Source organism: Nostoc sp. (assembly GCF_054880495.1).
Map to the genome: position 1 here is coordinate 54530 of NZ_JBTYKD010000319.1, position 11687 is coordinate 66216.

At 43.9% G+C, this 11687-nt stretch carries 8 protein-coding genes, 17 tRNA genes and 1 pseudogene; 21 read left to right on the forward strand and 5 right to left on the reverse strand.

Annotated features, from left to right (window positions below):
- Positions 1–11: 11 nt before the first annotated feature.
- Entirely contained in the window at positions 12–569 is a 558-nt protein-coding gene (locus tag ACYTXL_RS27885; protein ID WP_461921621.1) for a recombinase family protein, read from the reverse strand.
- A 279-nt stretch (positions 570–848) separates the two neighbouring features.
- On the reverse strand, positions 849–980 hold the full coding sequence (locus ACYTXL_RS27890; protein WP_461927501.1) for a hypothetical protein: 132 nt from the start codon (positions 978–980) through the stop codon (positions 849–851).
- Between the two features lie 2 nt (positions 981–982).
- Between ACYTXL_RS27890 and ACYTXL_RS27895 the strand changes: the two are divergent.
- From ACYTXL_RS27895 to ACYTXL_RS27990, 20 genes and pseudogenes are all read left to right on the forward strand, one after another.
- Positions 983–1354, forward strand: a pseudogene (locus ACYTXL_RS27895) (HNH endonuclease); the annotation flags it as partial.
- Positions 1355–1556: 202 nt separating this feature from the next.
- Positions 1557–1632, forward strand: a tRNA-Asp gene (locus ACYTXL_RS27900).
- Between the two features lie 3 nt (positions 1633–1635).
- Positions 1636–1712, forward strand: a tRNA-Glu gene (locus tag ACYTXL_RS27905).
- 3 nt (positions 1713–1715) lie between these two features.
- A tRNA-Arg gene (locus ACYTXL_RS27910) sits at positions 1716–1789 on the forward strand.
- 6 nt (positions 1790–1795) lie between these two features.
- Positions 1796–1892, forward strand: a tRNA-Cys gene (locus tag ACYTXL_RS27915).
- 5 nt (positions 1893–1897) lie between these two features.
- Positions 1898–1972 (forward strand) — tRNA-Ile (locus ACYTXL_RS27920).
- A gap of 8 nt (positions 1973–1980) precedes the next feature.
- Positions 1981–2136, forward strand: a tRNA-Trp gene (locus tag ACYTXL_RS27925).
- A gap of 64 nt (positions 2137–2200) precedes the next feature.
- A tRNA-Glu gene (locus ACYTXL_RS27930) sits at positions 2201–2274 on the forward strand.
- 6 nt (positions 2275–2280) lie between these two features.
- A tRNA-Tyr gene (locus ACYTXL_RS27935) sits at positions 2281–2365 on the forward strand.
- Between the two features lie 4 nt (positions 2366–2369).
- Positions 2370–2454 (forward strand) — tRNA-Ser (locus tag ACYTXL_RS27940).
- 5 nt (positions 2455–2459) lie between these two features.
- Positions 2460–2533 (forward strand) — tRNA-Arg (locus tag ACYTXL_RS27945).
- A 6-nt stretch (positions 2534–2539) separates the two neighbouring features.
- Positions 2540–2616: transfer RNA gene (locus ACYTXL_RS27950), tRNA-Phe, on the forward strand.
- Between the two features lie 9 nt (positions 2617–2625).
- Positions 2626–2700: transfer RNA gene (locus tag ACYTXL_RS27955), tRNA-Asn, on the forward strand.
- A gap of 5 nt (positions 2701–2705) precedes the next feature.
- A tRNA-Gln gene (locus ACYTXL_RS27960) sits at positions 2706–2779 on the forward strand.
- Between the two features lie 9 nt (positions 2780–2788).
- A tRNA-Leu gene (locus tag ACYTXL_RS27965) sits at positions 2789–2866 on the forward strand.
- Positions 2867–2871: 5 nt separating this feature from the next.
- Positions 2872–2948 (forward strand) — tRNA-Pro (locus tag ACYTXL_RS27970).
- A gap of 3 nt (positions 2949–2951) precedes the next feature.
- Positions 2952–3025: transfer RNA gene (locus ACYTXL_RS27975), tRNA-Leu, on the forward strand.
- A gap of 7 nt (positions 3026–3032) precedes the next feature.
- Positions 3033–3107: transfer RNA gene (locus tag ACYTXL_RS27980), tRNA-Lys, on the forward strand.
- 122 nt (positions 3108–3229) lie between these two features.
- Complete coding sequence (locus ACYTXL_RS27985; protein ID WP_461921620.1) at positions 3230–3403, forward strand: hypothetical protein; 174 nt, start codon at positions 3230–3232, stop codon at positions 3401–3403.
- A gap of 433 nt (positions 3404–3836) precedes the next feature.
- Complete coding sequence (locus ACYTXL_RS27990; RefSeq protein ID WP_461898674.1) at positions 3837–3938, forward strand: nucleotide-binding protein; 102 nt, start codon at positions 3837–3839, stop codon at positions 3936–3938.
- A 181-nt stretch (positions 3939–4119) separates the two neighbouring features.
- Here the strand turns inward: ACYTXL_RS27990 and ltrA are convergent, their stop codons facing one another.
- Positions 4120–5772 carry a group II intron reverse transcriptase/maturase gene (gene ltrA, locus ACYTXL_RS27995; RefSeq protein ID WP_461927502.1) on the reverse strand — a complete coding sequence of 551 codons (1653 nt, stop codon included), beginning with the start codon at positions 5770–5772 and terminating at the stop codon, positions 4120–4122.
- Between the two features lie 1185 nt (positions 5773–6957).
- On the opposite strand from ltrA, the gene ACYTXL_RS28000 reads away from it, so the two are divergent.
- Positions 6958–7737 (forward strand): SDR family oxidoreductase, encoded by a 780-nt coding sequence (locus ACYTXL_RS28000; RefSeq protein ID WP_461922266.1) that lies wholly within the window; start codon positions 6958–6960, stop codon positions 7735–7737.
- 154 nt (positions 7738–7891) lie between these two features.
- Here the strand turns inward: ACYTXL_RS28000 and ACYTXL_RS28005 are convergent, their stop codons facing one another.
- A complete protein-coding gene (locus ACYTXL_RS28005; protein WP_461922265.1) occupies positions 7892–9334 on the reverse strand; it encodes an FAD-dependent oxidoreductase in 1443 nt (480 codons plus the stop codon).
- 58 nt (positions 9335–9392) lie between these two features.
- Entirely contained in the window at positions 9393–11339 is a 1947-nt protein-coding gene (locus tag ACYTXL_RS28010) for an APC family permease (RefSeq protein WP_461922264.1), read from the reverse strand.
- Positions 11340–11687: the final 348 nt, after the last annotated feature.

The window sequence follows — 11687 nt, forward strand, 5'->3', positions numbered from 1 at the left end:
TATGTGCCATGTTAGGTGTTTATCTCTGCAATGTAGTTGTAGAGCGTTGGTTTGGAAATCCCCATCAGTCTACAAATTTCCATAATTGTGTGTTGTCCATCGGTATAAAGCTTTACTGCTAATTGACGTTTAGCGGGGTCAAGGGCTTTTGGTCTGCCTCCCCTATGACCGCGCGAGCGCGCTGCTACAAGTCCAGCAGTTGTGCGTTCGCGGATTAAGTTGCGTTCAAATTCCGCCAATGCACCGAACAGATGGAAAATCAATCTGCCACTCTTATTTGTGGTTGTTATGGATTCTTGCAGGCTAGAGAGTCCAATTCCCCTTTCATCTAATATGGACATGATCTCAATCAGGTCTTTGAGCGACCTACCCAAGCGATCCAGTCGCCATACTATGAGGACATCACCAGTCCGCGCTACCTCTAATGCTAGGGACAGTCCTGCTCTGGCGGCTTTTGCACCACTTATACGGTCAGAGTAAATCTTCTCACAGCCCGCTTGCTGCAAGGCATCCATTTGCAGGTTCAGATTTTGGTCGTCTGTTGAAATTCGGGCATAGCCTATCAACATCCTTTTAAACCCAGTTAGCGAGTTAATATACTCGTTACTCCATAGCGTATGTTGACTTAGATTTAATTACCGAGTTTCGTTACTAAACTTGAGCAGGTTTCAGGGGTTGTTGAGTTTTGGTGGCAATAGTCAAGAAAACGGTCGTTTCTTTTACCTTTATAGTTGCAGTTAATCCTGGCTGAAATTTCAATAATTTTGTTTGTAAGTCAGAGCGTTTTTGCAGCCAACTGTCAAACTACCGTTTGACGGGACTTTCCGTTAGTTGCAAATAATCCTGGCTCAAACCGATGATTGCAGGCTGGTTGCAATTAATCCTGGCTCAGTTGCAATTAATCCTGGCTGAAGCGCAATTATAGTTGCAAATAATCCTGGTTTGTAAATGTCTTGATTGCAGGTCTGAGCGATTAGCATTGCAGGTCACTACACCTAGTGTTGTACTACAAGTTCCCGAACATATTCGCTTGACCGTTGGTAATCCCGAACGGCATTGGAAAATACCACCTGTAAATCGGCGTGAGGTACTCAAGCGAGACAACCACACCTGCCAATACTGCGGTAGCACCAAGCATCTGACCCTTGACCATGTAATACCCCGCTCAAAAGGTGGGCAGCACAGTTGGGACAACGTTGTAACTGCGTGTGAGAAGTGTAATTCAATCAAGAGCGATCGCTTACCGCATGAAGCTGGAATGGTACTCAAAAGCAAGCCTAAAGCTCCAATTCACCCAGCAATTGCGTTTGCCGAACAGTTTTGGAACGCACAACGCCTGAGTGAGAACGAGTAATTAACTTCAAACCTAGTCAGAGAGGGCAATAAGCTCGATTACGTAACACTGCCCTCTCAGTTCTTTCAAAAAGTTTGTAGTATGCCCTTGACATCTTGTAATACATTGTGTAGTATAAATGTAGTGATGCACTACAGCCTCTCAAAAAGGCATAGTGCAAACACTTCTGAACCATGAAAACTAAATAATTGCCATCCAACGTGGGGGTGTAGCTTAGTCCGGTTTAAAGCAGTCGCCTGTCGAGCGAAAGACCGTGGGTTCAAATCCCACCATTCCCGTGTAGCCTTGTGGACAAATAGACAAGTCGCTGTGCCTCTCAAGCACGGAAAAGCGGGTGCAACTCCCGTCAAGGCTTCCAAATGAGGATGTAGCTCAGTCGGAAAGAGCGCTTGTTTCCGAGGCAAGTGGTCACAGGTTCGATTCCTGTCGTCCTCGTAGTATGTCCAGGTCGCCTAATGGTAGGGTGTTGGTCTGCAAAACCGACTGTGCGAGTACCCTTCGGGAACGCTAACGCGAACGACTCTCGCCCTGGACTCCAAACATTGCAGTGTAGCTTAACGGCAAAGCCCCAAGCTCATAACTTGGTATATGCGAGTTCGACTCTCGCCACTGCGACCAAATTGCAGGGATAGTGTAACGGCAGCATAAGGGTCTCCAAAACCTTTGGTCTGGGTTCAAAACAAGCGTCTCTGCGTTCTACTGCGTACCCCAACATAAGAAGCTTACAAACTGGTTAATCGGTCTAAAAACCGAAGTAGGTTCGACTCCTACAGTCTCCGCCAAACCAAACCTGGAGGCTGTTAAAAACAGCTTCTCAAACTTGCACGTGGTAGAAATCTCACTCTTGGTGCCGTAGGCAAATTGGTAAAGCCACCTGTCTTTCAAGCAGGAGATTGCGGGTTCAATCCCCGTCGGCACTGCCTCATGGGTCGGTATCCAAGTCCGGTTGAAGGAAGCCGTCTGTAAAACGGATGCCTATGTGCCTCGTAGGTTCAAATCCTATCCGGCCCATTATGGAGAGATTGCTATTGGCAGGGCAAGCTGTTTGCTAAACAGTCGTGGATGTAAGTCCACTGTGGGTTCAACTCCCTCTCTCTCCGCCTTTGAGAACGTGGTGTAACTGGATAACATCTCAGATTACGAAACTGAAGATTGAGAGTTCAAGTCTCTCCGTTCTCGCCTTATCCCCTGGTAGCTCAGTTTTGGTAGAGAGCGCTGGTCTGAAAAATCAGAGGTCGTCGGTTCGATTCCGATCTGGGGGACTGGCACATTGCCCCATAGCTCAATGGCAGAGCAAGCGGCTGTTAACCGCGAGGTTGCAAGTTCGACTCTTGCTGGGGCAGCCATTTATTGGGAAGTAGGCAAACAGGCAAAGCCGTCGCACTTTGAATGCGAAGTTTGAGGGTTCGATTCCTTCCTTCCCAGCCTATGTATACTCCTGTAGCCCAACTGGAAGAGGCGGCTGTCTCAAAAACAGTCTGTGTACGGGTTCAACTTCCGTCAGGAGTACCAGATATCGGGATGTAATTCAGTGGTCTAGAAGCCTTGTTTTGGGGACAAGGAGTCGTAGGTTCAAATCCTACCATCCCGACCATTTGCCCTTGTGACGAAACTGGCAAACGTGCTGGTCTTAGAAACCAGATTTTGTGGGTTCAACTCCCACCAAGGGTATTAAATTGGGTCGTTGGCAGAGCGGGTATGCAGCCGCCTTTTAAGCGGATTCATCCAGGTTCAACCCCTGGGCGACCCACCAAGCAAAAACGGGCTGTTAGCTCAGTTGGCAGAGCAGCTGCCTCTTAAGCAGAAGTGCGTAGGTTCAAGCCTCACCGAATCCACTGATGGTGTCTGAAGCCAAAGTGGTCGCGGCGCTGGTTTGTGGAACCAGTCATTAGGGAGTTCAAGCCTCCTCAGATACCCCTTGTTTATATGGAAGATGCCGCTAAATGGTCGGCAACCGGTCTAGAAAACCGGGGTGGGGTAACACCCAGGGGTTCGATTCCTCCATCTTCCACCTTCCACCTGAAGCCGAAAAGTGAGGCGCTGTGCTGATAACACAGATTATTGAGGGGCAGTACCTCTAAGAGTGGATTTCCCGTGCGTAATCGCTCTCCTCGCTGCTTTGTGTGACAGTATACAAAATCCAAGGCTGATTTCTTAGAGGAAAAGGCGATCGCCCACTGGATCGCCTTTGTATTTAAGTCCAGAAGGAGCGAGGAGAGCGGCGGTAAACTACGCTCTGCATTATCTCCACCAAAAAACCCAGTCGTTATGACCGGGCAATTGTTGGGCTATATTCCCCTAGTTATTTATAAAAGTTAATTATCAGCACTCTGATAGTGACTACTACCAGGGCATTGGCAATTTCGGAATTAATAAACAACTCATGTAATTAAAAAACTGATACGATTGCTGCTAAATAGTGAAAATTAATTGCGACAGATACAAGCGCAATAGTAAATTGAGCAAGACTTTTAAAAGAATTATGATTATTGGGTTAACAAACCAGAAGGGAGGCGCTGGTAAAACTACTGTATCTGGTCATCTGGCGTATTGGTTAAGCCAACGTGGAACAGTAAGGATTTGAGCCTTTTAAATTTCAGACAGATCAATTGGTACAGGTTTATAAGAGGCGATCGCAATATTCAAAATGGCTAATCAATTCCTTAGCGTAAGTTTCTGTTCGAGTTGGGTAAGGTTCAGGAGTCACCTCCATCCCCTCCCCTAAGAACCGGACATGAGACTTTCGCACTCATCCGGCTCAAGCCTTACTTCAAACTAGAAAACTTGGGTTTTTTTGAATGTACCTGCTTGTGACACGCTATGTGTAAATGCTGAAGGTTTTCTACGTCGTCTAGTCCACCTTGAGCCACGGGTACTATATGATGGGTGTCTATTTCCTCGCCATTAAGTAATGGTTCGCCGCAGATTGGACAAGACCAATTTTGGATTTGAGCTATTTTATAGTTCCGAGAGTTCTTTTCCCAGTAACTCTTACCAAATTTCTGATGACGCTTTTTCCAGTACTCCTTTAATGAGGGGTCGTCAGGTGACGCTTCTCCCTTAACCTTGATATGGCGTTCAATGGATGTATACGCTATTGGGAAAAGGACTAAATTCTTTTCTTTCCCTCGGCGGTCGCTGATAGTGCAAGCGAATGTCCATTTCTTGTCTTTTAAGGTTTTGAAATAACGTTTCCTTACCCACTTTGTATTTTTCTTGGGGTGTCTACGCTTTGCCCAACCCCAAAGGTATTGCCACACTCTGTACGAAATGTAGTCAAAGGTTTCTTTGCTAACTGCACCTTTATAATAGTTAGCAAAACCACGGAGAATTGGATTGAGTTTATTGATTACAACTTCCTGTTCGGCTCCGTTACGTGCTTTTATTTCATTCCCAATTCGCTTACAAAAGTCTAGGACTTTTTTCTTCGATGGCTTGATTAGAAGCTTACCATCATAGTGACGATGGTTGAAGCCGAGGAAGTCAAATCCCTCTCCTATTGACGTGATGAATGTCTTCTCCGAACTGAATTCGAGTCCTCTAATTGATAACCATTGTTGAATCTGAATTTGGACTTTTTCGAGGCTTTCCTTGTCTCTAGCTGTGACGATAAAGTCATCAGCATATCTAACCACGCCAAGTTTTTGATTGGTAGATTTAATAAAGTTTTCTAATCCATGCAATCCTATGTTGGCTAATAGTGGTGAGATTACGCCACCTTGTGGTGTCCCCTTCTTTGTTGGGCTTAATTTTCCCTCGTAGAAGAATCCAGCTTTTAACCATCCTTTGATTAACTCTCTTTTGGGAAAGTTACTAATCATGTGGAGGATGGATTCATGAGCAATGTTATCGAAAAATCCTCGAATATCAGCTTCTAAAACCCAAGTGTCTCTACCACCACAGAGTCTGATAAAATCTTGTTCTATAGCATCTTGACAACTTCTTCCAGGTCTGAAACCATAGGAATTTGGTTCAAACACGGCTTCCCATTCGGGTTCTAGTGAATTCTTGATTATTGCCTGTTCGATTCTGTCACGCACGGTTGGGATTCCGAGCGGTCGAAACTTTCCATTGGGTTTTGGTATCTCCACCCTTCTAGTTGGCAACAGGTTTCCCCCATTCCAATCGTTTACCAGAATCACTCGTTGCATTGGGGTATTGATAATTTCTTTATCAATTCCTGCCGTTGCTTTACCAAGATTTGTCTGAGTGATACGTCGAACAGATAATAGTAAGTTTGCGTAGCTTATGAGCATTAACTTCTGTAGACTCCGAAGAGTTTTGAAGTTACCAAGTTTTCTAGCACGAAAGATTCTTTGTCGTAGATTCTTAACAAGTTTGTTGACTTTCTGCCACTTAATGCGGCTCCAGTCTTCTAGTTGTTTCCTCAGTCCGTTTGTTGACATTGCTGTCACCATCTAACTTGTCCTCGGATTAAGTTACTTTAACTTTTTGTCTTTTCGTGTAAAACCCAAAGTAAGTTGGCTATTCCTTTCGGTCAAGGGCAAATTTTGAACCCCTATCTACCCCATTACAGGTTAGCGTTCGCTTTTTACTTCATCCTCTACCCACCAAAGAATTCGGTCTTTGTTGCCTCGGACTTACTAAGAGTATTCGACCTCTCTTAGACTCTGTAGGGTTTACCCTGTTGCGTCGTTTAGTTGTCTGTTCTCCTTAGATGTTGTCTTTTCTACGATGGGATTTGTATTCACACGTTTTGGTGAGAGCAGAACACCAAAACTACCCATTTACCTTTTGGTTAAAGCCTATCAGCCTGATTTGGCTTTTTGTCAAATGACGTAGTTTAAAATGACACTTCACTTAATGTTCATCATAGAGAACTCCCTCTTGCTCTATAACCAGTTTTAGGCTGCCAGTTACGGCTACTTTCGGGGTCTGCACTCCGCCTGTTTCATTACTTACTTGGGCGTGACCAAACTCTTTCTTAGAGTCGTTTCCGTGAGGGTAAGGGGTGTGAATCCCTTAGCGGAATAGGTTCCGCGTTCTAAACGACCAGTTCAGGTCGCGCCTACTCATTTGACCCCTTCAAGGTAGACGTGGTTTAAATGGCGATCGCAGGGACTAAACAGTTCCGCCCATACCCTGGATAAGCAGAATGTCGATTTCGCCGTTTTTGACGCGCTGAGAAATATCATAAAAATTTTAGTATAAATTATTAATATAGGACTAGTATTTGATTTTTGAAATGCACGTAGTGGACCCTCTAGGCTAAAATAGTGCATTAGACCTAGACGTAAATTGGGTGGAGCGGAGCGCAACCCAACTGATTATCAGGATGTTGGCTTTGGCAAAGCCTCCAACGCCACTTGCTACAACGCGGGAAACCCGCGCAACGCAGTGGCTCCCCAACCTACAATTTTTTTGCAACATTACTACCGAGATTTTTTCAGAAATCAAATATGATTCCTATAGCTCATAAAATATGTCTGTACTTTGTCAGATTGTATTGCTTAATGATGAAAAACAATTCATGGACTTTGTAAAGCAGTCTAATCATCCCCAATCGGTCGCACTAAATTTTCTGTGTGAGTAACTTGTTAAATTGGTGTGTATTTAAATTAACACTGGACTTTTGACTTACAATGATATCGTTAAAAAATCAAATCATTTTGATCACTGGTGCAAGTAGCGGTATTGGTACTGCTTGTGCGAGAATCTTCGCTGGTGCGGGTGCAAAACTGATCTTGGCGGCACGACGGTTAGAACGTTTGCAGCAGCTAGCAGATACTCTCAGTAAAGATTTTAGTACTGAATTTCATTTATTAGAGCTAGATGTGCGCGATCGCAGCGCTGTTGAATCTGCTATTTCGACTCTACCCCCCGCCTGGGCTGAAATCGACATTCTGATTAATAATGCTGGTCTAAGTCGTGGTTTAAACAAGTTGCACGAAGGCAGTTTTCAAGACTGGGAAGACATGATTGATACTAACGTTAAGGGTTTACTTTACCTTTCGCGTTATGTCGTTCCGGGAATGGTGAGTCGCGATCGCGGTCATGTGGTAAATTTAGGTTCCATTGCCGGACATCAAACCTATCCCGGTGGCAATGTCTACTGTGCGACTAAAGCTGCTGTCAGGGCAATTTCTGAAGGTTTAAAACAAGACTTGTTGGGAACGCGGGTACGTGTAACTTCCGTTGACCCTGGGATGGTAGAAACGGAATTTAGCGAGGTGCGCTTTCACGGAGATAGTGAACGCGCTAACAAAGTCTACGAAGGAGTTACACCTCTGACAGCAGATGATGTGGCTGATGTGATATTTTTCTGTGTGACGCGATCGCCCCATGTCAATATTAATGAAGTTGTGCTGATGCCTGTTGACCAAGCTAGCGCTACCCTAGTTAACCGACGAACAGAAAAGTAAGGCATCACTAAGAAAATTAATTTGTTAACACTCTCAGGGCTGTTAAAAATTTGACTACATTCTTTTTCAACAAAAGCTGTGAGATTCTTGGGTTAAACTTACCCTTTCTAGAAAAGCCTATTCAAGGTTTTAGCCCCATTGCAGAAAAATATTTCTAAGTCATAAGACTCACCATTAAAGTCAATATTGCCAATCCTCCTAAAATAGCTAAAACTTGAGTAGTTTTGTTACTTTTAGCGAGAATTTCTGAGTAAGATAGTTGATGATTCTGAATTAGTAATATGGAATGGGGATTAAATAGAAAAGGGAATAAACGATTCAAAAGTAAGCGACCAAAGAAGTTAAGACTCCATAATTGCTTCTGTAGAGGATCTTGATTATATTGCCAAGGATAACTAATTTGGACTAAGCGGATTAAGGCTTTAATATCTGGTTGGCGTAAGCTTTCATAGCGAGGAAGTGCTTGAGAGAGATTATCTTGAGTTGCTGCCAAAATTTCATGGATTTCATAGATATCTTCTAAGGCAGAATTAACGCCTTGTCCAATGTCGGGAGGAAAACAATGAGCTGCATCTCCCAATAAAATTACTGCTGTTCCTTGGTTGTCTTCAGGTTTTCCCCAAATTTGATACAACCCTGAACAATATTGAGGAATAGGAAACTTACCCCCGTCACTAGATGCAAATCTAGCTATTTCTTCAGGAGAAATAATTTTTTCTAGGGGAAGCTGAGGAAATGCTTGTGTGAGGAATTGTTTAACTTCTTCTTGGGTTTCTAATTGCCAGATTTGATGATCTGGGTAGGTAATAATATTCGCCGTTCTTGGTTGATGAGGATTTTTAAAGGGTAATAACCCCAGAGAAATTGCTTTTTTACGCCCTTTAAAAGTAGACCTAATGCTGTAAGCCATTGTAGTTTCTGCTAAATCTTCTTCTGACTCTGATAAGGGAAATTGAGGAGGTAAAGTCAGAACTTTGTATTTTAAACCGGAACTAGCAGAAAGAAATTTTTGCATTTCAAAGGAATGTGATTGACCTTCCATTTGATGAAGAGTTTGACGCACAATAGAGCTGAAGCCATCACAACCTACGAGCAGAGTAGGAATAAAGCTCAATTTTTCTTGATATTGAGATTGGGTAATAACTTCTAAATGCTCTATATATTGTTTAATTTCTACACACTCAGTATTAAATAAGACCTGAATCGAATCTTGCCAATGTTGATGAATTTCTTGGTAAAGTAACTCTACAAAAGATGCTCTTGGCAGCCAATAGGCAGTCTTGCGTTTAGAATCAGCGATGGGTAGTTTTGTTGTTTTGCGTGTACCGTCTTTTTGAATGAGAGTCCAATAAAATTCGGTACTAGGAACACTCAAATCAGCTAGTTTGGCAGTTAGTTCTAACAAATCAGTTAATTTTTGCCCTCGACCATCAATTTGATAACTAAAGGATTTATCTGGTTCGTAATAATCTGCTGATGGTCTTTTTTCAATAACTGTAATATCTTTCCAGCCTCTTTTCGCTAACATTAAAGCTGTGCCTAACCCCGCCGGACCTCCTCCCATAATGACAACATTTTTCTTGTAGGAATTATTCATTAGACCTCTGGGAAAAAAGTTTTGTTTTGTGGTTATATTATTAATCCGTGATGCTTAATTAACCCCCGACATGAACGCCAGGACGCCTTTGGGGATTCTTTTCAGCTCGACGGAGTACTTCACGAGTGACTACAGCAATATCACCCTCCCCAAATAAGATAAAACGCAGTAAGTATTGTATGGGGTTGCCTTCAACCCAGCCGAAGTAGATATGGGGAATCTTACCTGTTTGATCACGAATATAGAGCAGTAAAGCTGCGATCGCATTAGGTACTGCTGCACTCTCAGCCCGGAGAATGCGATAATCACCAACTTGCACCGCTTTTACTTTAATCACATCCGTAAAGTCCGAAGCATCTGATACATGAATCTCTAGAAACAGAATTGGATCGTTGGCTGGAATATGGTTATCCTCGCGTACCTCTTTCTCTTTTAAAAAATATTCTTGGACATCGCCGGTATTCAACCGATTGGCAATTAACCGTATTGCTCCCTGGCTCTCTTCTGCTAGGAATTGGCCAGCAAGTTCGTCAACTTCGATCCGTTCTGTTCGCAATTCTGTTGAACGCCAAACACGAGAAACTAGCGAGGTAAAAATGATCGCACCGATGAAGAACCCAGCGATTTTAATGCCTTCTGGTCTTTCGATGATATTAACAACAGTGGTATATAAAAATAACAGTGTGATAATGCCAAAGACGAATTTTGCCCGCTTCTGTCTACGACGGTGGGCTGATAAAGTTACGGCAAAAGCGGCTGAGGTGATCAACACAAGCACACCAGTTGCGTAAGCCCCACCTTGAGCTTCCACATTTGCCCGAAAGATAATTGTGACAACAAAAGCGATCGCTGTATAGACTAAAACTAAAGGTCGCGTTGCTCGTGCCCAATTGGGTGCCATACCATAGCGTGGTAGGTAGCGGGGTACGATATTCAGTAGCCCTGCCATTGCAGATGCACCCGCAAACCACAAAATGAAAATAGTACTTAAATCGTAAATTGTGCCAAAGCCATTGCCTAGATACAGATGTGCTAAATAAGCAAGGGCCCGTCCGTTAGCTTTGCCCCCAGATGCAAATTCTGCGGCTGGAATCAGTAGAGTAGTTATAAAGCTGGTAGTGAGCAAAAAGAAGCTCATAATCACAGCAGCACTGGTGAGCAGCTTACGTGTATTCCGAATCCGCCCTCTGGGATGCTCTTGAGTGTCATTGCTGCTACCTTGGACCAAGGGCATAACGGTTACACCAGTCTCAAAGCCTGACAATCCCAGCGCTAGCTTGGGGAATATCAAAAGAGATATGCCGACTAGTATCAAAGGGTTGGAATCGCGTGCAAAAAGTGCCGTCTGCCAGTTAGCGATCGCTCCAGGGTGAGTTAAAATCTGATACAGACCGACGCTAACGACAATGAAGTTTAATAGCAGATAAACTCCCACGAAAACTACTGCAATCCCAATCGCTTCTCGGAAACCTCTCAAGAAAACTGCGCCTAGTAATGCAACTAATTCTAGGGTAATCGCGATTGTCTGACCGTGAACCCAAATTGGAACCAGGGGATTTTCGATGATATGGGCTGTAGCATCAGCAGCTGACAAAGTAATGGTAATAATAAAGTCGGTTGCCACAAAGCCAAGTAAGCACAGCACAAGTAATTTACCTTGCCACCAGGGGAGCAAACGCTCTAACATTGCGATTGAGCCTTCCCCTTGAGAGCTTTCGGCAGCAACGCGCCGATAAATTGGCAATGCGCCAAAGAGTGTCAGCAAAACCAGAATCAGGGTAGCCAGAGGCGAAAGAGCGCCAGCTGCCAGTGCTGCAATCCCAGGTTGATAGCCAAGAGTCGAGAAATAATCTACACCAGTCAAGCACATCACCTGCCACCAAGAATGCTGGCGATGTGGTATTTCCTTGCGGTAAGGCCCTTTCTTGTTCCGCCCATCTTCTTCAAGCAACCACTGGACTAACCGGCTGCCGAGCTGTTTTGTGGAAAAAATTGATTTAGCCATCAAATAGGGTTGTGTTGCAAAAGTTGGCTTTGTGGTTTCTTAGAATTTTCAACTACAAAGGTATAGCACTATTATTGTATGTTAAGCATCCTGTCCGATTTACAAAATATTAGGCAAACAATAGCTGATACCATTTCACACAAACCCTGATACATATAGATTTATCATAGGGGCACAGAAAAAGCTCATTGGTGTCAACTTCAGAAAAAATCTGCTTTGAGAAGGCGTTTTGCCCTCATCCCCTAACCCCGAATCCCAACTTGGGATTCGGGGAACTAGAGAATTTGCTCCCCTCTCCCAAAATTGGGAGAGGGGCTGTTCTTGTGAGGGTCAAACCTCGAAAGCTTG

Bases quoted from the DNA above. Each gene is read 5' to 3' on its own strand.
- ACYTXL_RS27885 (WP_461921621.1), bottom strand. From the start codon at position 569: ATGTTGATAGGCTATGCCCGAATTTCAACAGACGACCAAAATCTGAAC.
- ACYTXL_RS27890 (WP_461927501.1), bottom strand. From the start codon at position 980: ATGCTAATCGCTCAGACCTGCAATCAAGACATTTACAAACCAGGATTA.
- ACYTXL_RS27990 (WP_461898674.1), top strand. From the start codon at position 3,837: ATGATTATTGGGTTAACAAACCAGAAGGGAGGCGCTGGTAAAACTACT.
- ltrA (WP_461927502.1), bottom strand. From the start codon at position 5,772: ATGGTGACAGCAATGTCAACAAACGGACTGAGGAAACAACTAGAAGAC.
- ACYTXL_RS28000 (WP_461922266.1), top strand. From the start codon at position 6,958: ATGATATCGTTAAAAAATCAAATCATTTTGATCACTGGTGCAAGTAGC.
- ACYTXL_RS28005 (WP_461922265.1), bottom strand. From the start codon at position 9,334: ATGAATAATTCCTACAAGAAAAATGTTGTCATTATGGGAGGAGGTCCG.
- ACYTXL_RS28010 (WP_461922264.1), bottom strand. From the start codon at position 11,339: ATGGCTAAATCAATTTTTTCCACAAAACAGCTCGGCAGCCGGTTAGTC.